The organism is Orbaceae bacterium lpD02 (genome assembly GCA_036251875.1).
Lineage (GTDB): Bacteria > Pseudomonadota > Gammaproteobacteria > Enterobacterales > Orbaceae > Orbus > Orbus sturtevantii.
The window spans coordinates 2,212,591-2,233,064 of record CP133960.1; the positions used below are offsets into that span (position 1 = coordinate 2,212,591).

A 20,474-nucleotide genomic window follows, 5' to 3' on the forward strand; every position below is an offset into this window, starting at 1 on the left:
TACAAGAAGGGCTAAGCTTTTTACTGATAGCTAAATTAGCTAATATTATGATAATAAAAAAGGCCGCATGCGGCCTTTCAGATTGTTGACAAACCTCGATATTATTCGGGGTTTATTTTTTTATTTTAGCCATAAATACGATTTTTAATTGAAATTTTATTAAATCCATTCAAAAGTGACCTAAAATAGAGCAATAAAAATAGCTTTAGCGCTATTTTCTTTATATTTTGTGCTGTTGCGGCTAACAAACACTGCATTTGAACCTTAGCAAGCCCTCTAAATCTCGCATAACGATGTCCATGATGTTGTTTGGCGTCAGCAAAACTTCGCTCGACGGTCTCTTTTCGTCTCGCATAAACTTTTTTACCCCATTTACTTAGACGAATATCATTCGCTTTTTCTTTATCGGCTTCCCAGATATGGCGAGTAATGATTTTCAGACTATTTTTACTTTGTGTACACTGTGATAATAACGGACACTGCTTGCAAACACCTGCTTTAGAATGATAATGACGGTAACCTTCTCGACTTGTCGTTTTATAAATCAGTGATTGCCCATTGGGGCAGGTATAGGTATCGCGTTGACTATCATAAATAAACTGCCGTTTTCGTATGGCATTCGCACCGTGATTCGGCCTGCGATAACCGATTACGGGATATATCTGCTCAGCTAACAATAAATGGCAAATAGGGGCGGTAAAATACCCCGCATCAAGACCCACACCAACAGGCGCAAAGTTAAACCGAGTGACCTGCCGTTTGAGCCGAGCAAGATAAGGTTGAGAATCATGAACATTTCCCGCCGTAACATGCGTATCGGTAATTAGATTATGTTTACCATCAACCGTTCGGTGGTCAAGATAAAAGAACCCTTTAGGTTTGCCTTCCCGATGCATAAAACCGCTTTCTCGGTCGGTGGTGCTGATTTTAATTGCTTTATACCGTGTTTCCGTCCTTGGCGCTAAGGCTTTTTTCCATGTGTAGCCCGCTCTTCCTCAATTGCTTTATTTAACTCATTAATATATTGGCTCGGCTCAATAATACGCTTTTCATTACATGCTTTTCCCTTATTGGCACTGGCTTTAAGATGCGTGCTATCCGAATATAAGATACGGCCGCTAATTAAGCCTTTCGCGATAGCTTGCTCGACAATATTATCAAAAATCTGTTGATAAATGTCACTATCATTAAATCGACGTCGACGATTTTGGCTTAGGGTTGACGCGTCAATCACTTTTTCGGTTAATCCCATCCCCAAAAACCAACGATAAGCTAAGTTAACCTGTATTTCTTGCACCAATCGCCGCTCACTGGGAATGCCGAAAAGATAACCTAATAACATAATTTTGAATAATCTGACGGGATCTTCTGCCGGGCGTCCATTATCCTTACAATAAAGGGACGCCACTGCATCACGAATAAATTCGAAATCAATAATCTTAGCAATTTTACGGACAAGGTGGTTTTGAGGAACAAGGGCTTCGAGCGATATTTGTTCTATTTTTTCAGGGGTTGCTGGTGTCGGTTTTCTAAGCATCGGGACATACCTTTGATAGTTACACACCACACTATTAGATCAAAAAACTCGCTAAAAAGCGAGTTCTTTGTCAACAATCTGAAAGGCCGCATGCGGCCTTTTTATAGTGATACAAATATGGTTAGATTACTTAATAACCTTAGCAACCACACCCGCACCAACAGTACGTCCGCCTTCACGAATAGCAAAACGTAAACCATCTGCCATCGCGATTGGGTGAATTAATGATACAACCATCTTGATATTATCGCCTGGCATTACCATCTCTACGCCTTCTGGTAAAGTGATTGTTCCTGTTACGTCTGTCGTTCTGAAGTAGAACTGTGGACGGTAACCTTTGAAGAATGGAGTATGACGTCCGCCTTCTTCTTTGCTTAGGATATACACTTCTGATTCGAAATCAGTATGTGGTGTGATTGAACCTGGTTTCGCAAGCACTTGACCACGCTCGATATCTTCACGCTTAGTTCCGCGTAATAAAACACCAACGTTTTCACCTGCTCGGCCTTCGTCAAGTAATTTACGGAACATTTCAACACCTGTACATGTCGTTTTTACTGTGTCTTTGATCCCAACGATTTCAACTTCTTCACCAACTTTTACAATTCCGCGCTCTACACGACCAGTTACTACTGTTCCACGACCTGAAATTGAGAATACATCTTCAATTGGTAGTAGGAAAGGTTTATCGATATCACGCTCTGGCTCTGGGATGTAAGAATCTAAGTAACCTGCTAATTCAATGATCTTTTCTTCCCACTCTGCTACGCCGTTTAACGCTTGTAACGCTGAACCACGTACTACTGGTGTATCATCACCTGGAAAATCGTATTGAGATAGAAGCTCACGTACTTCCATTTCAACTAATTCTAATAACTCGTCATCATCAACCATATCACATTTGTTTAAAAATACGATGATGTAAGGAACACCTACTTGACGACCTAATAAGATATGCTCACGAGTTTGTGGCATTGGACCATCTGTTGCTGCTACAACTAAAATAGCACCATCCATTTGCGCCGCACCAGTGATCATGTTTTTAACATAGTCAGCATGGCCTGGGCAGTCTACGTGTGCGTAGTGACGAGTCGGTGTATCATATTCAACGTGTGATGTATTGATTGTAATACCACGTGCTTTTTCTTCTGGTGCATTATCGATTTGATCGAATGCGCGTGCGTTACCACCGTATGTCTTTGCTAATACTGTCGTGATAGCCGCAGTTAAAGTTGTTTTACCATGGTCAACGTGGCCGATTGTACCTACGTTAACGTGGGGTTTTTTACGTTCAAATTTTTCTTTAGACATTTTTATGTTCCTTTATCAAAATACCTTTCCTCATTTTAATGAGGAAAGAATAAAATAAATTATTTAGCTTTACGTGCTTCAATAATTGCTGTTGCAATATTATTTGGTGCTTCATTGTACTTCAAGAACTCCATTGAGTATGAAGCACGACCTTGTGTTTGTGAACGAAGGTCTGTTGCATAACCAAACATTTCAGAAAGTGGAACTTGAGCTTTAACTGTTTTACCAGTAGCCGTATCTTCCATTCCTTCGATCATACCGCGACGACGGTTTAAATCACCAATAACATCGCCCATATAATCTTCAGGAGTTTCAATTTCTACTTTCATAATCGGTTCTAAAAGAGCTGGTTTAGCTTTCATGAAGCCTTCTTTAAAGGCCATTGAACCAGCGATTTTAAATGCCATTTCTGATGAGTCAACATCATGGAAAGAACCATCAAAGATAGTAACTTCAACATCAACAATCGGGTAGCCAGCAAGAACACCATTTTTCATCTGCTCTTGGCAACCTTTGTCAACTGCAGGGATATATTCCTTAGGAACAACACCACCAACAATTTCATTATTGAATTTGTAGCCTTCGCCACCAGCAGCTAATGGTTTGATTTTTAACCATACATGACCATATTGACCACGACCACCTGACTGACGAACAAATTTACCTTCTTGTTCAACCTCATTACGAATTGTTTCACGGTACGCAACTTGAGGTTTACCTACGTTTGCTTCCACTTTAAACTCACGTCTCATACGGTCAACGATGATTTCTAAGTGTAGCTCACCCATTCCCGAAATAATGGTTTGACCTGATTCTTCATCCGTATGAACGCGGAATGAAGGATCTTCTTGAGCTAGACGACCTAGCGCAATACCCATTTTTTCTTGGTCAGCTTTAGTTTTAGGTTCAACCGCAACAGAAATTACTGGCTCAGGGAACTCCATTCTTTCAAGGATGATTGGTGCGTTTTCAGCACAAAGCGTATCACCTGTAGTTACGTCTTTGAGGCCGATTGCCGCAGCAATATCACCAGCACGAACTTCTTTAATTTCTTCACGCTTATTAGCATGCATCTGAACGATACGACCAAAACGCTCTTTCTTATCTTTAACTGAGTTAAGTACTGTATCACCAGAATTAACAACCCCAGAATAGACACGGAAGAATGTTAAGTTACCAACAAATGGGTCGGTTGCAATTTTAAATGCAAGAGCAGAAAATGGTTCATCATCACTTGAATGACGTTCTGCTGGTTGACCGTTTTGTAATTCACCGTTAATAGCAGGAACATCGGTTGGTGCAGGTAAATACTCAACAACAGCATCAAGCATAAACTGAACGCCCTTGTTTTTAAATGCACTACCACAAGTTACTAAAATGATCTCGCTAGCAAGTACTCGCTGACGTAGAGCTGATTTAATCTCATCTTCAGTTAGTTCTTCACCACCAAGGTATTTTTCCATTAAATCTTCATTAGCTTCAGCAGCAGCTTCAACTAAATGTGCACGGTATTCTTCAACTTGATCGACCATATCAGCCGGTACATCTTCATAAGTAAATGTAACGCCCTGATCTGCATCATTCCAGTTAATTGCTTTACGTTTTAATAAGTCAATTACACCAGTGAATTTTTCTTCTGCACCGATAGGTAACACCAGCGGAACTGGAACAGCCGCTAAACGTGTTTTGATCTGCTCAACAACACGTAAGAAATTAGCACCCATTCGATCCATTTTATTTACGAATGCAATACGTGGTACTTTATATTTATTTGCTTGGCGCCATACTGTTTCTGACTGCGGTTGAACACCACCTACAGCGCAGTAAACCATTACCGCACCATCAAGTACACGCATAGAACGTTCTACTTCGATAGTAAAGTCAACGTGTCCCGGGGTGTCGATGATATTCACGCGATGGGGTTCAAACTGTTTAGCCATACCAGACCAGAACGCAGTGGTCGCCGCAGAGGTAATTGTAATACCTCGCTCTTGTTCTTGTTCCATCCAGTCCATGGTTGCTGCGCCATCATGAACCTCACCAATTTTATGACTTACACCAGTGTAAAACAAAATACGTTCAGTCGTCGTTGTTTTACCAGCGTCAATATGTGCACTAATACCAATGTTACGGTAGCGTGCGATAGGAGTTGTACGAGCCATATTAATCCTCTACTTTGGGGTCGTTAATTATGTAATTATCGTTTATTACTTATAAGGAATTAACGCTATAAGCATTAAAATTCAAACAATTTGAATTACCAACGATAATGAGCAAACGCCCTATTAGCTTCAGCCATGCGATGAACATCTTCACGTTTCTTAACAGCAGTACCTTTATTTTCAAAAGCATCTGCAAGTTCATTCGCTAAGCGTGAAGCCATTGATTTATCGCCACGTTTACGAGCAGCATCTACAATCCAACGCATCGCAAGAGCATTACGACGAACAGGACGTACCTCAACAGGTACTTGGTATGTAGAACCACCAACACGACGAGATTTAACTTCTACAGTTGGTCTTACGTTATCTAATGCAACTTCAAAAGCTGCTAAATGGTCTTTCCCGCTACGCTGTGCTAGCGTATCAAGAGCTGAATATACAATCGATTCTGCGACAGATTTTTTACCATCTATCATTAAAATATTTACAAATTTAGCCAGTAATTCAGAACTGAACTTTGGATCAGGTAGAATCTTTCTTTGACCGGCAATGTGACGACGTGGCATTGGAATACTCCGTTTTCTTTCTATTAAGTATAATACTTAAATTTATTTCAGGTTTACCCAAAACTCAAATGAGTTAAATGGAATTATAAAGTTTGGCCTTACTTAACGGATAACCATTAAGCCTTAGGTCTTTTCACACCATATTTAGAACGTGATTGTTTACGGTCTTTAACTCCCGCACAGTCAAGCGCTCCACGAACAGTATGGTAACGAACACCAGGCAAATCTTTAACACGACCACCACGAATTAAAATTACGCTATGTTCTTGTAGATTATGGCCTTCACCACCAATATAAGAGGTAACTTCAAAACCATTAGTCAGACGTACACGACATACTTTACGTAGCGCTGAGTTTGGTTTTTTAGGTGTTGTAGTATAAACACGAGTACAAACACCTCGTTTTTGCGGGCATGCTTCTAGAGCAGGAACATTACTTTTAACGTCCTTTAGTGCTCGAGGTTTGCGTACCAGCTGATTAATTGTTGCCATTAATAAGCTCCTGATTTTTTTCTATAATTTAAAAAAATAAAATTAAAATTGCTTTTTAGATACGTAAGAATAACTGTACTCAAAAATCCTATAAATATAGGTTTTGGGTCGCAAGATTCTAGTCCTCAAGGCGCATAATGTCAAGTTTTTGCTTATGAAATTGATAATATTCTATTTATATAGATAATTACAATAAAAATCACCTATCGAAAAAACATTGCTACCGCGGTATTTTTTCTCATGTAGTATCGACAATTTAATTATATAATAACCAAATTATTTAAATAGTATAAGTGAATACGAACATGAATATTTTGTTTTATCATCCCTTTTTTAATAGTAATGATTGGATTCCATTAATACAGCAACAGCTACCAGAGGCAATTGTTTACCCCTATTGTGCTGGTCAAAATCCACCAGCGGATTATGCGTTAATCTGGAAGCCAAATCATGAAATGTTAGCTCATCGGCATGATCTTAAAGCAATCTTTGCCTTAGGTGCTGGTGTTGATGCTATTTTAGATCAACTACAACAGACGCCAGATTTATTACCTAAGAATGTCCCGCTTTATCGCCTTGAAGATGCAGGCATGGCATTACAGATGCAAGAATATACAATTGCGATTGTTATGCGCTATTTTCGTCGGTTAGATGAATATTACCAGCAACAAATTATGCAGCAATGGCGTTTTCTACCTCCACATCAATATGATCAGTTTATTATCGGTGTCATGGGATTAGGTGTGCTGGGCGCTCAAGTTGCTAAGCGCTTAGCAAGTTTAGGTTTTAAAGTAAAAGGTTGGAGTTATTCGTTAAAATCTATTGCTGGAATTGATTGTTATCACCATGATCAACTTGATATATTTTTATCTGGTACTAAATTGCTTATTAATTTATTGCCGAGTACGCAAGAGACACAAGGTATCTTAAATAAACAGTTATTTTGTAAACTCGCAGATGATTCTTATCTTATTAATATTGCGCGAGGAAAACACCTTGTCAAAGCTGATCTACTGTCGGCTATAAGCAGTAATAAAATAAAAGCGGCAACACTGGATGTGTTTGCTCAAGAACCTTTACCAAAAGACGACTCTTTTTGGGATAATAAGGCAATAACAATAACCCCCCACATTTCAGCGCTAACTAAAGCGGAAATTGCGGTCCCTCAAATTATTGAAAAAATTCACCGTATAGAACGAGGTGAGAAAGTTGTTGAAGGATTGATTGATTTTAATAAAGGATACTAATATGCAGTACTTAACCGATCTTCATATGCACACCGTGGCAAGCAGCCATGCTTATAGCACTATGGATGAGTATATTGCGCAAGCAAAGATTAAAGGCCTAAAATTAATTGCAATCACTAACCATGGTATGGCATTAGGTGATAGTCCGCACCGTTGGCATTTTGTTAATATGCGGATTATTCCACGAATTGTTGATGGGATTGGTATTTTGCGAGGGATTGAGGCGAATATTTTGAATCTACAAGGTGATATTGATTGCGATGATGGCATGTATCGGGAGCTTGATCTGGTTATCGCTGGCTTTCATGACCCCGCACTCGGTCCAGATAATATCGATAAAAATACCGAAGCTTTAATTGCTACGATTAAAAATCCCAAGGTAAATATTATTAGTCATCCCGGTAATCCAAAGTATCCGATTCATATACATGAAGTGGCCAAGGCGGCAAAAGAGTATCACGTTGCACTTGAAATTAATAATTCATCGTTTATCTCACGCAAAGGAAGCGATGATAATTGTCGCAAGATCGCCCAAGCAGTAAAAAATGTTGGTGGTATGATTTCATTCGGTTCTGATTCGCACATTGCTTATAATGTAGGGAATTTTGCTCACTGCTTAGAACTGATTAAAGATATTACCTTCCCGCCAGAACAAATCATTAATCGTAGCCCACAGGCGGTAATTGAATTTTTAGCAATAAAAACAGATCGTTATATCGAAGAATTGGCTTCACTGTAGTATGCATCCAATAGTTATTGGACGCTAAACTTTTTGTGTACAATACAGATAACGATTTTCTCGTCATCAATATGATAAAGATGAGCAGTGGTAGTGAAAGTGAGTAATCTGCTCACCTTCACTCGTGCCAGTATTAATGATCGATAAAGATAAATTTTAATACAAATAGTATGGCAACCGTGACAACACAAATATTGAGATCTTTGAATTTGCCGGTAAATGCTTTTAATACTACGTAGGATATAAAGCCAAGCGCGACGCCCTCTGTGATAGCAAAAGCAAATGGCATCATCAATGCGGTGATAAATGCAGGAGTGGCTTCAGTTAAATCGTGCCAATCAACTTTGACAAGGCTTGACATCATTAAAATGCCGACAAAAATTAATGCCCCCGATGTTGCATAACTTGGTACAATATGCGCTAGCGGTGAAAAGAAAATAACTAATAAGAATAAAATTCCGACGACAACAGACGTCAAACCTGTACGGCCGCCAACTGAAACACCAGCAGAACTCTCAATATAAGTTAGCACTGAGGAGGTACCAAATAAACCACCGATAGTAGAGCTAAAGCTGTCAACTAATAGCGCTTGACGCATTTTGGGGAAACGCCCTTTACTGTCAGCAATTCCCGCCTTATCTGTTACAGCCAAAATAGTGCCCGACGAGTCAAAAAGACTGACAATCATGATTGAGAAAATAATGCCAGTCATGGCAATGTTTAAAGAGCCGACCAAATCGACGTGTCCAACCACAGTTGTTACATCAGGTGGAAGCGAAACAATGCCTTCGTAATGGATATTAGGATCAAGCCATAATCCTAACAATGAAATTAATAAAATCGAAATAAGTACTGCCGCATGGAAATTACGTGCCGCCAAAATAATGATCACAAAAAAACCGAGGGAGCCTAATAAGACAGGAAGGGATAAAATATCACCCATCGTTAATAACGTGGCAGGAGATGGTGCAATTAGCCCCATATTCTTAAAGCCCATAAATGCAATAAATAAGCCAATACCCGCACTAATTCCTGCACGCAAACATGGGGGAATATTTGAAATTAGCCAATGGCGGACTTTAAATAAAGATAAAAGGAAAAATAATAAAGAGCCCCAAAAAATTGCCCCCATCCCGACTTCCCAAGAGTATTTAGAACAAATGCTAAAGGCAAAAAAAGCATTAAGCCCCATTGCTGGTGCCAGCGCGATAGGTAAGTTTGCCGCAAGCCCCATCAAAATCGAGGCAAAAGCAGTAACTAAACAGGTTAATACAAATACAGCTTTTTGATCCATACCCGTTACGCTAAGGATTTCTGGGTTGACAAAAATAATATAAACCATGGTTAGGAATGTTGTACCACCAGCAATAATTTCTGTTCCAATAGTTGTTTTTTTTTCTTTTAGTTGAAAAATTCTCTCAATTAAAGGACGACTCTGGTTAGATTGTAGATCACTCATAAATAAACCTAAATTAAAATGAAATAAATGACCTCGCCATTATTAACAGATTTTCAACGAGGTCAAGCAATATAATTAGATAGGACTGCCATCTCCTTCAGGAAGATTGGCATTAATAGGAATATCTATTTTTTGTTCTTTTCCTGGTTCAGGCTCTGTTATGTTACCGTCTTCCCCTTGTATTTCGGTTGGTTCAAGATGCATTAATCCCAAAATATGTTTAGCAACTTCCTCTTCACCAGTGATAACCCCAGTTGCTCCGTGCTCTGCAATATATTCGGCCTCATCATCGTAGAAAGCTCGAACATAGATAGCAAGGTCGGGCCTTGATTCACGGGCTTGCGAGCAAATCTCACCCGCTTCATAGCCATTTGGAGTGGAAATAATAAGCCAGCGAGCAGTTTTAAGTTGAGCAAGCTCTAATGTTTCTGGTTTTGACGCATTACCAAATACTGCGATTACACCTTCATTACGTAATTGTTCTATCAATGTTAGTGAATTATCTACCACGATAAGGGGAATATTTCTGCGTTTTAACTGTCTTGCAATCGTACTCCCTAATCGACCGTGGCCAACCAAAATAGCATGCTCCTGAAGACCTTGTGGAACCAGTTGGTTAATTACGGCAAGAGGGTCAATAATTTTATCGACAATACTTTCGGTTCTAGATAAATAGTGCTCAACTAAATTAAAAATAAAGGGGTTAAATACGATAGATATAATGGCTCCAGCTAAAATTAAGCTATAAGCTTCATCAGGAAATACGCCCAGCAATTTACCTAAAGCGGCTAAGATGAAAGCAAATTCACCAATTTGGGCAAGACTTGCTGAAATCGTTAGCGCGGTACGCTTAGTATGACCAAATACTCGAACAATAAAATAGGCAGCAATCGATTTACCAAAAATAATAATAATGACTGTAGAGATTGTTGCTAATGGATATTCAATTAAAATATGTGGGTCAAATAACATACCAACAGAAACAAAAAAGAGCACAGCAAATGCGTCTTTTAATGGCAAAATGTTGTGGGCTGCGCGATGGCTCAGTTCGGATTCGGTTAAGGCCATGCCAGCAAAAAATGCTCCTAATGCAAATGACGCACCAAATAGTTGCACTGCTGCAAGGGCGATACCAAGTGCGATACCTAAAACCGATAAGGTAAATAGTTCTTCCGAGCCCGTACTTGCGCTTTTAGCGAGTAGCCAAGGGATCACTCTTCGGCCGACGATTATCATAAGCACAATAAATATAATTACTAAGCCTACTGTTTTGGTAATCTGGATGACAATATTCCAAAAATTAACATGAGCGTTGTCGTCCATCATTGTAACAATTGGGGGAAGTAGCACCAAGGTTAATACCATTGCAAGATCTTCAACAATTAACCAGCCAATAGCAATCCGGCCTCGTTTGCTTTCTATCAAATCTCGCTCTTCAAGAGCTCGCAATAAAACGACAGTACTTGCGGTCGATAAGCAAAGACCGAAGACCAACCCCGTCGTTATTGACCAACCAATAATCGAAGATAATCCTATCCCAAGTAACGTTGCGACAGTGATTTGTACTACCGCACCAGGAATGGCTATTGACTTTACTGCAAGTAAATCTTTGATTGAAAAATGTAAACCAACAGCAAACATCAACAAAATGACACCAATTTCGGCTAATTGACTAATTATTGTGGTGTCGGCAACATATCCTGGCGTTGCAGGACCAAATATAATCCCAGCAATAAGGTAGCCGACTAAAGGTGAAATACGTAATTTATTTGCTAACATGCCCAAGATTGCGGCTAAAACAATCCCGCCAATAATTGCTGCAAGTAACGGTCCCGTATCATGCATTTCCACCTCCTTAAAATTGCGCTAACTCTATATTGAACCACGCTAGTTTAGCGTATTTTTACTGTTTTTTGTTAAATATTTTGCTATTTTAGTGATAAGCAATAAATGCAGGTAGTGAGATTAGTTATTGATACCATTATTATTTTTATACTATGAATAGGAAGGCAAAGCCTTCCTATCGTGAGGGATCAGATTTGGTACTCAGCATAATCAGTATGGGTAATTTTTACTTTAATGATACGGTGGCTTTCTACTTCCAGAATTTCAAATAAATAATCGTCAAATTGAATTATTTCGGCCACTTCAGGGATGTGTTGTGATTGCTCCATTAAGAGTCCGGCAAGAGTATGGTACTCTCGCTTATCATCAAGTTTTAAAGGCACAAAACGAACCAGTTCTTCTAACGGCGTATAACCATTAGCAATCCAGCATCTTTCGCCACAGCATTGAATATCGTGTCTAACATCAATACCGCCATTTTCAGTTGGAAATTCACCCGCAATAGTCTCTGTTATATCAGTAACCGAGACGATACCTTGCATGGCCCCAAATTCATCAACAACAAAGGCAAAGTGAGTTTTTGCATTTTTGAATTGTTCAAGCGCGACAAGCAGTGATATCGTTTCTGGGAAAATCAACGGCTGCTTAATAAGTTTCGCTATCGAGATATCATGATGATTATGCAAAACCTCTTTTAATAAATCATTGACCTGTATGATGCCCAAAGGCTCATCTATCGATGCGTTATCCGTTACAATAAGTCGGGTATGTTGGTTTTCTGTTATTTCCTTTAAAATTTCTTCTCGATCATCATTGATATTAATCATCTTAATATTATGTCTTGATGTCATAATACTACTGACCGAACGTTGAGCTAAGCCTAATACCCGTTCAATCATACTCAATTCTTGTGCATTAAATGCCGCGTTGTTTCCAGCATCAGCAATTAAATCCTTGGTATTACTATCCAGTTCTTCGTGTTCAACATCGCCTTTTAATAAACTTAATACTGCCTCAGCAGTGCGTTCCCTTAATGGCTTTTTACTTAGAAAACGTCGACGATTAAAGCTTGCCATTTGATTAAAAAATTCAATAAGAATAGAAAACCCAATTGCTGCATACAGATATTCTTTTGGAATAGAGAAACCAAAACCTTCCGCAATCAAGCTAAATCCTATCATTAATAAAAAACTAAGGCATAGTATGACTATTGTTGGATGCACGTTAACAAAATTAGCAAGGGGTTTACTGGCGATCATCATGATAACCATTGCAATACAAACGGCGACTATCATTACAGGGACATGTTCAACCATACCAACAGCAGTTATTACCGAATCTAGCGAAAAGACGGCATCAAGTACCACTATTTGTGCTACGACAGTCCAAAAGTGAGAGGTTTTTTTCTGTTTTGATGAACCGTGAGATTTGCCTTCTAACCGCTCATTTAATTCCATTGTCGCTTTAAACAGCAAGAAAGCACCACCAATTAGCATAATTAACTGTCGGGCATTAAAGCTAACTCCTAAAGCTGAAAATAGTGGCGCTTTTAATGTCACTAACCAACCCGTAAACATTAATAAAATGATGCGCATAATGAGCGCTAAGGATAGACCTGTTATTCGGGCATGGTCACGTCGTTCAGGGGGCAGTTTTTCAGCTAGAATTGCAATAAATACAATATTATCAATACCAAGAACGATTTCGAGCACAATCAGTGTTGATAGTCCAATCCAAATCGTAGGATCCATGATCCATTCCATATGTCGGGTGGTTACCTTTTTATTATACAGCACATGCTGAACCGCCAATTTTGGACGTAATTATTTATTAAATCAATGATAATTTTATAAAAAATGTAATTATAATAAATATTTTTCCTCTACAAAAAAATAATTTATTTTATTTTTAATAAAATCAAATAATTAAAAAATAAAAAGTAAGTAAACAAAGATAGGTATCACTTATTTTTTTTAGTACAATTAGATAGTTCATTTTTACCTATAAAAGGAAACGCAAATGTTAACTGTGAATGACTATTTTACTGGCAAAGTAAAATCAATTGGTTTTACTAATGCAAACAGCGGTGAATCAAGTATTGGTGTAATGATGCCCGGTGAATATACCTTTAGTACGAATAACCCAGAAGAGATAACAATTATTTCTGGTTCATTAAATGTTTTATTACCTTCAGCAAAAGATTGGCAAATTTTGCAAGCAGGGCAGGTGTTTCATATTCAAGGTAAAAGTGAGTTCCATATACAAGTTGCTGAGCCGACAGCTTACCTTTGTCGTTATTTGTGATCCAACGCTATTTTCTTTGCTTTGCATTATATTAAGAATCATTCCTATAGAATGGCACTTCGTACAAAGAAGATGTCATTTTTTTGCTTCTCATTACGATTCAATCTCAATTTGCTTTGATTCACTAGTTTTATTTCGATTGCATTTTTATACTGCAATCAAAATAAATATAAAGTAATCGGCTCATCATTTATTACCATCGCTAATTGGTATTACATCTATTTTTATCAAATCGAAATGCAAAGAAAAGATATTCACTTAATATGAATGTCAAAATGCGCGGGTATCTGTACGCCAGGTATCTGCGGTAAGTGCTTCGCCAAAATAGCTTTGCACGAGGCGTTGCGTGATATCACTTAAAGGTGATGCAAGTACTTCAGCAGTATTGCCGCTCTCCACCAGTTCACCATTGTGCATCACTAAAATTTGATCACTAATATGCTTCATCATACCAATGTCTTGTGTTACGTAAACGTAAGATAGGTTTTGCTCTTCTTGTAGTGCGAGCATCAAATTAATAATTTGCGAACGCATTGAGATATCTAAAGCAGTTAATGCTTCATCAAAAATAATAACTTTTGGCTTTAAAATCAGTGCTCTAGCGAGTGCTACTCGTTGTTTTTGTCCAGCAGCCATTACTGAAGGATAGTAGTTTGCATGTTCGGCAGATAATCCAACTTGTTTTAATACCGCGTAGATCAGTTGCTCTCTTGCCGCGGCAGTTAAGGTCGTATTTTGTTTTAATGGGATTTCAAGTATCTTGCCTATTTTTAGCCGAGGGTCAAATGAACTGTCCACATTTTGAAAAATCATACGAATTAATTTGCATCGGGTTTGATAGTCGCCATATTCAAGTTTTTTATCCTCGATCCAAATATCGCCATCATCAGGATTAATCATCCCAACTAATAGTTTAGCTAAAGTTGACTTACCTGAGCCATTTTGACCAATAATAGCAAGGGTTTTACCCTCATTCAATGTGAAAGATAACGGTTTCACCGCATCAATATAAAGATGGCCAAATAACCCTCGAGGGATAGCAAAACGTTTTGATAAATTACGGACTTTTAGCACTTGATTCATGATTTATTATCCGGCAATTCAGTATTAAGAGGAAAATGGCAGGCAACCGCATGATCTTTAATTGCAATTAATTTGGGGGTTTCAATACATTTACGCTGCGCATAAGGGCAACGAGGACCTAATCGACAACCAATAGGCAAATGTTCCAGCGGGGGAATAAAGCCAGGTAGTGAACTAAGTGGGCTTTTGTGTGGTAGTGCTTTACCAAAATCTGGAATAGCAAATATTGATGCTTGCGTATAGGGATGATAAGGTTTTTTTATGATCTCTTCACTATCAGCGATTTCAACCGTTTGACCACAATAGAGTACATTTATTCGGTCGGTCCATCTAGTAACCATTTGCAAATCATGGCTAATTAATAAAATGGTCGTTCCTGAGTTTTGGTTTGAGCTAGCTAACAAGCGAAATATTTGCGCTTCAGTCGTTGATTCCATCGCGTTAGTTGGTTCATCGGCAATTAATAGCTTGGGCTGATTAGCTAAAGCAATAGCTATCATAACTTTTTGGCATTCGCCTTCTGTTAGTTCATTTGGGTAAGCGTTGATAATGTCTTTATGTTCTTTTATTCCCACTCGATGGAGTAGCTCGATGGCTCTATTTTTTCGCCAAAATAACCTTTGCCACCACCTACCTTTGAATGTTGATGAGGGAATTGATTGAATCAAAAAACGGCCAATTTTCATTGTTGGATCTAAGCAGGATTGCGGCTCTTGAAAGATCATGGATATATTCGAACTAATGATTTTTCGTCTTTGCCTTTGGGTCAATTTAAGCAAATCGATACCGTTAAAGAAAAAACGATCCGCGGTTACTTTCCAGTTACTATTCGTTACTCCTAGTATGGCTTTAGCAATTAAACTTTTGCCAGAACCTGATTCACCAACGAGCCCACGAATCTCACCCTCATTTAATTTTAGATTCACATGATCGACTGCACGCAGCAAGCCTTGTGGTGTGATAAATTCAACAGTTAGATTTCGAATATCAAGTAGTGGCATAATTAATTCTCGATCCGTTTTGTTAGCATCATATGCACACCAAAATTAAGCATTTGAATAAAAAATATCGTGAGGATTATTACCAATCCTGACGAAAAAAATGGCCAATAATTAATTTGAATCATACCCAATGTTTGATTCATTCTCATGCCTATATCTGGTGTTATTAAATTATTACCAAACCCTAAAAATGTTAGAATGATTAATGCTAGGATGATGCTGCTAAATAGACCTACCAGTTCAGTCAAATAAGCTGGGAATATATTTGGTAAAATATAATAGTTCAAAATTTTCTTTACAGACAAACCATCTAAACGATGGGCTGTGATATATGTTTTTTGCCACTCTTGCATAATTTGGTTATGTATATTGTGGACAAATCGAGGCAAATAACAGATCCCAACGATAATTAAAATTGAATTAATACTATTGCTCCAAATAACAGCAACAACAATTGTACTTAATAACGGTGGAATAGAGATGATTAATTTAAAAACAATGACAACAGCTACTCTTAATGGTGGTATAAAAAATAGTAAATAATTGATTATTGCCCCTATTATTACTACATAGAATGTTGCTCGTAAAGTTAATACTAACGTTGTTTTATAGCTAACAAGTAGATAATTAAAGATATCGTTTCCAACGTTATCAGTCCCAAGAATATGATTAAGATCACCATTATTTTGCCAAGCAGGAGGTAAGTTTGGTATAAAAATGGGTTCTAGCTGAATATGAAATACCCATTTGATGGCTAAGCAAAGCAAAATAATCGCGACGATTCCATAGCAGCCAATGATCATATAAATATTATTATTAATAATTTTTTTTGTATTAAGCGCATATTTACTGATAGATCGCATAATATTATTCATACAATGTCCTTGATTGTAAAGGATAAACCAAGGATACCCCTACCTCACTTAATAGCGTCAATAAACTAATTAATGCTCCACAGCTAAAAATAGCGAACGCAATGATCAGATAATCATGCTGATGGTAAGCAGAGAAAATCCAAGTGCCAAGCCCTGAGCGATTCAGTAGGATTTCGACTGCCATCGTGGAAAAAAGCAAGGTGGTAATATTATAAGTTAGTTGAGGGACTGTTTTTGGAAGCGCATTGGGTAACAAATGACGCATCAATATTTTTACTGATGAGTTCTCTCTGATCCTTGCTACCTTGATATAGTTTTGGCTATTAGTCACACTAACTTGCTGACTGATTTGTTGTATTGTAATAATGCAGGGCTGAATCGCCAAAATTATTGTCGGTAAAAGTAAGTGCTTTATTTCAGCATATAACGTACTTAATCTATCTGTGTTATGAGTAACTAAAACATCTAATATTGACCGACTTTCTATCGTCGGTTGGTAATTACTTACTTTTATAAATATCCAATCATCGGAAAGTGAAAACATAACCAAAATCGCAATCCAAATAATAGGGCTAGCATAAAGAATAAGGCAAATAAATTTAATAAAATAGTTGATTGTAGAGTTATTGTTACTCAGTCCGACTAAAATTCCAACAGGAACACCGATAATTATTGCATAGAAAATAGCTAGAATGGCTAATTCAAAAGTGGGGAAGATAATTTGTGCCAACACGTCCCATAATGAGTAATCCAACCAAATAAATTGATTAAATAATAATCGCTGGTAAAAAATATAATAAGCTTGCCAAAAAGAAGTATTCTCAAAAATAGAATTGGGAGAATGATAGATAACAGTGACGGCGATGAGGGATAATAGTAAAAGAATTAGCAAAAAAGAGCATATCTTTTTTATTAGGTAAATAAGCATCACTCATCCCATCAATATTGATATCTAAATTTAGGCTGTATTTTGCAATAATTTAACGGCATGTCAACAGTAACTCTTTTAAATATATAAAGTTCTATACTATATCAATATAGAACTTTATAAAATCAATCACTAGTTATCGGATGAGTCAATATCCGATGAAACAGGTTTACTTGCATTAGAATACGCATGATTGTTTGCACTCAGCGCACCCGCATTACCTTTTCCCGCGTACTGATAACTTGATTCATCGCGAGAAATAATCACCGATGATGTGTTGATATCTAAATTTGGTGCTGGCGCTTTCATCATTACTGATGACGACGAGCCGATAAAATTAGATAGTGCAACAACTTTATCATTAGCTAGAGAAGCATCTTGTGCAACAGGCTTTGCTTTATTCGGTTTAGTTGGCGTAGCGGTTGCCTCTATAGCCGTAGTCACAACAATAACTGGTAAAAGCAATGACGGAATAGTCACTTTTACTAAATCAAGTTTATTTTCTGGTTCTGAAAAAGTATCATTAAATTGTTCTCTTTTTGCTACCCCATTTTCGTTCACGAGAGAGTAATCAATCGAGACTCTACCCAGAGCAAGCTCAGTAGAGTAAACCGCTAATGCTAATGGCATTGGCGAGACATTATGAGTGATATTTTTTACTTTTTTCCTACGCTGGTTGTTTAAACGCAAATGACGAGATGTTCTTCTTGGTCTGCGATTCGCTTGGTTTTCACTGCTACCCGTCTCATTATCATTTCTTACTATTACCGCTGATAAAACCGACGGAATAACGATGTTTTTAATCTCATTTTTACTCTCTTTCACAGCTTGGTTAGCTATAACAGGCAATGGAGAAGGAAGCTGCTGAGCCGTGTTGCCATTTGTTACTCGAACTTTCTTATCTAAATTTCGCTGTGCTCGTCTTGGTTTTGTTGGTGCTTTAGCCTGCGGTGTTGTTGCTTCAATACTTTCGTTAGCAACTGAAGTTATGACTTCTTCTGCTTTATTTTGTCTGGTATTTTTACGGCTATTCCTGTTGGTTTGTTCTCTCTCTTTTACATCACCATTTACAGTTTGATTTCGGCCAGAGTATTTGTCACGGCGATTGGTTCCAGAGCGTCGATTATTTTTTTCTTTTATTTCTTTACTACCATTCTCAGCTAGCTTAACTTGTGTTTTCTCCGCTGGCTGAATTGTTTTTTCTGAAAAAGTAAATAAACCACGTAGTTTTTTGGTTAATGAACGTAAAATGCCTGTCGATGGTGGTGCTTTCTCTTCAGTTTTGATTTTTGTTGATGAGGTGCTTAGTTCGACCTTAACACCAGATAGAATAGCTTCTTCTACCGCGTATTCAGTAATTTGTCCTTCTTCCTCTTCTTCTCTTTCTCGAATTAGCTTCGGCAAATTATAGCTTAATACATCTATTTCTTCGCCATTACGCTTACGGATAACCTTATAAAGAGGCGTTTCCATTTCGCTATCAGCAGCAATGACAATTTTAACATCAGGATAACTGCTTTCAATGCTTGTAATAGCTCGACGCTTTTCATTGAGTAAATAGCTAGCAATCGGAACTGGGACAATAACATCAATTTGAGCCGTGTTATCTTTCATGGCCTCTTCTTGAATTAACCGTAAAATTGATAAAGATAAAGAATTATTATCACGAACGGTTCCAGTGCCTTGACAGCGAGGACAAATATGATGAGTTGCTTCGCGTAGAGACGAACTTAATCTTTGACGAGACATTTCCAACAAGCCAAAACGTGAAATCCTTGCTGTTTGGATTCTAGCACGATCGCTTTTCATGGCTTCTTTCAGGCGATTCTCAACTTCACGTTGATTACGGATCGGAGTCATATCGATAAAATCGATCACAATTAAGCCACCAAGATCGCGCAAACGAAGCTGTCTTGCTATTTCTTCAGCCGCTTCTAGATTGGTATTAAACGCGGTCTCTTCAATATCGCTACCTTTAATTGATTTAGCTGAGTTAATATCAATCGCAGTTAGGGCTTCAGTTGTATCGATTACAATTGAGCCTCCAGATGGTAGCCTTACTTCACGTTGAAATGCGGATTCAATTTGGCCTTCAATTTGATAATGACTAAATAGTGAAATTTCGCCATCGTAAGGTTTTAGTCTATCTTGATATTCTACACGACCAAGATCTTCTAAACGTTTCTTGGCAATTTCTAGTATTTTTTTATTATCAATCCAAATTTCGCCCACATCATCACGTAGGTAATCGCGAAAAGCCCGTGTAATGACGTCGCTCTCTTTATGAATTAGGCTTGGCGCCGGGTGATTTTTTGCTTCAGTCTGAATTGCTTTCCAGTAGGTAATAAGCGCATCAAGATCTTGTTGTAACTCTTCTTGGTTTTTACCTACACCAGCAGTACGGGCAATAACCCCCATCCCTTTAGGTTTTTCTAATGCATCAATATTACGTTTTAAATCGGCTCGTTCTTCGCCCTCGATGCGTCTAGATACGCCGCCTGCTCTAGGATCATTTGGCATTAATACTAGGTAGCTACCTGCTAGGCTAATATAGGTTGTAAGAGCAGCACCTTTTTTACCACGAATTTCTTTTTCGATTTGAATTAAAACTTCTTGGCCTTCTTGTAAGTTTTTAATATTACGGCGACCAGAAATATCGCTGGGAAAATAGCTATCAGCGATCTCTTTTAACGGAAGGAATCCATCTCGTTCACCACCATAAGAAACAAAAGCAGCTTCTAAGCTAGGATTAATTTTGGTAATAGTGCCTTTATAAATATTGGCTTTCTTCTGCTCATGACCAAGACTTTCAATATCGAGATCGTATAAGCGTTGCCCATCAACAAGGGCAATACGCAGCTCTTCTTGCTGCGTAGCATTAATTAACATTCTTTTCATTGTTCTATGCTCTTTTAAATTCTAAAGC

15 protein-coding genes and 1 pseudogene are annotated in these 20,474 nt (G+C 38.0%); 3 read left to right on the plus strand and 13 right to left on the minus strand.

Annotation, left to right across the window (positions count from 1 at the left end; all coding sequences use genetic code 11):
• Positions 1-125: 125 nt before the first annotated feature.
• The 5 genes from RHO12_09760 to rpsL all read right to left on the minus strand — a co-directional run bounded on the left by RHO12_09760 (position 126) and on the right by rpsL (position 6,067).
• A protein-coding gene (locus RHO12_09760; protein WVD65655.1) for an IS1182 family transposase occupies positions 126-1,537 on the minus strand; the annotation gives its coding sequence in 2 pieces (ribosomal slippage) (positions 126-964 and positions 964-1,537; 1,413 coding nt in all).
• 126 nt (positions 1,538-1,663) lie between these two features.
• Positions 1,664-2,848: an elongation factor Tu gene (gene tuf / locus RHO12_09765; GenBank protein WVD65656.1), complete on the minus strand. Its 1,185-nt coding sequence runs from the start codon at positions 2,846-2,848 to the stop codon at positions 1,664-1,666.
• 59 nt (positions 2,849-2,907) lie between these two features.
• Positions 2,908-5,010, minus strand: a complete 2,103-nt coding sequence (gene fusA, locus RHO12_09770) for an elongation factor G (protein ID WVD65657.1) — start codon at positions 5,008-5,010, stop codon at positions 2,908-2,910.
• A gap of 95 nt (positions 5,011-5,105) precedes the next feature.
• Positions 5,106-5,576 carry a 30S ribosomal protein S7 gene (gene rpsG, locus RHO12_09775; protein ID WVD65658.1) on the minus strand — a complete coding sequence of 157 codons (471 nt, stop codon included), beginning with the start codon at positions 5,574-5,576 and terminating at the stop codon, positions 5,106-5,108.
• Between the two features lie 116 nt (positions 5,577-5,692).
• Positions 5,693-6,067, minus strand: coding sequence for a 30S ribosomal protein S12 (gene rpsL / locus RHO12_09780; GenBank protein WVD65659.1), 375 nt, complete (start codon positions 6,065-6,067; stop codon positions 5,693-5,695).
• A gap of 305 nt (positions 6,068-6,372) precedes the next feature.
• On the opposite strand from rpsL, the gene RHO12_09785 reads away from it, so the two are divergent.
• Together RHO12_09785 and RHO12_09790 are read left to right on the plus strand one after the other, a co-directional pair.
• Entirely contained in the window at positions 6,373-7,314 is a 942-nt protein-coding gene (locus RHO12_09785) for a glyoxylate/hydroxypyruvate reductase A (protein ID WVD65660.1), read from the plus strand.
• A gap of 1 nt (position 7,315) precedes the next feature.
• Positions 7,316-8,053 carry a phosphatase gene (locus RHO12_09790; GenBank protein ID WVD65661.1) on the plus strand — a complete coding sequence of 246 codons (738 nt, stop codon included), beginning with the start codon at positions 7,316-7,318 and terminating at the stop codon, positions 8,051-8,053.
• 133 nt (positions 8,054-8,186) lie between these two features.
• Here the strand turns inward: RHO12_09790 and RHO12_09795 are convergent, their stop codons facing one another.
• The 3 genes and pseudogenes from RHO12_09795 to RHO12_09805 all read right to left on the minus strand — a co-directional run bounded on the left by RHO12_09795 (position 8,187) and on the right by RHO12_09805 (position 13,108).
• Positions 8,187-9,512: an NCS2 family permease gene (locus RHO12_09795; protein ID WVD65662.1), complete on the minus strand. Its 1,326-nt coding sequence runs from the start codon at positions 9,510-9,512 to the stop codon at positions 8,187-8,189.
• Positions 9,513-9,713: 201 nt separating this feature from the next.
• A pseudogene (ybaL, locus tag RHO12_09800) lies at positions 9,714-11,357 on the minus strand (YbaL family putative K(+) efflux transporter).
• 188 nt (positions 11,358-11,545) lie between these two features.
• Positions 11,546-13,108 (minus strand): TerC family protein, encoded by a 1,563-nt coding sequence (locus tag RHO12_09805; protein ID WVD65663.1) that lies wholly within the window; start codon positions 13,106-13,108, stop codon positions 11,546-11,548.
• 268 nt (positions 13,109-13,376) lie between these two features.
• Here RHO12_09805 and ppnP point away from each other — a divergent pair, with 268 nt between their 5' ends.
• Entirely contained in the window at positions 13,377-13,661 is a 285-nt protein-coding gene (gene ppnP / locus RHO12_09810) for a pyrimidine/purine nucleoside phosphorylase (GenBank protein ID WVD65664.1), read from the plus strand.
• A 270-nt stretch (positions 13,662-13,931) separates the two neighbouring features.
• On the opposite strand, the gene RHO12_09815 is transcribed toward ppnP, so the two are convergent.
• The 5 genes from RHO12_09815 to rne all read right to left on the minus strand — a co-directional run bounded on the left by RHO12_09815 (position 13,932) and on the right by rne (position 20,446).
• Positions 13,932-14,744 carry an ATP-binding cassette domain-containing protein gene (locus tag RHO12_09815; GenBank protein ID WVD65665.1) on the minus strand — a complete coding sequence of 271 codons (813 nt, stop codon included), beginning with the start codon at positions 14,742-14,744 and terminating at the stop codon, positions 13,932-13,934.
• Entirely contained in the window at positions 14,741-15,745 is a 1,005-nt protein-coding gene (locus RHO12_09820; GenBank protein WVD65666.1) for an ATP-binding cassette domain-containing protein, read from the minus strand. The genes RHO12_09815 and RHO12_09820 overlap by 4 nt, the downstream gene beginning before the upstream one ends.
• A 2-nt stretch (positions 15,746-15,747) precedes the next feature.
• Complete coding sequence (locus RHO12_09825) at positions 15,748-16,620, minus strand: ABC transporter permease subunit (protein ID WVD65667.1); 873 nt, start codon at positions 16,618-16,620, stop codon at positions 15,748-15,750.
• Entirely contained in the window at positions 16,613-17,548 is a 936-nt protein-coding gene (locus RHO12_09830) for an ABC transporter permease subunit (GenBank protein ID WVD65668.1), read from the minus strand. The genes RHO12_09825 and RHO12_09830 overlap by 8 nt, the downstream gene beginning before the upstream one ends.
• A 132-nt stretch (positions 17,549-17,680) precedes the next feature.
• A complete protein-coding gene (rne, locus tag RHO12_09835; GenBank protein ID WVD65669.1) occupies positions 17,681-20,446 on the minus strand; it encodes a ribonuclease E in 2,766 nt (921 codons plus the stop codon).
• Positions 20,447-20,474 lie beyond the last annotated feature (28 nt).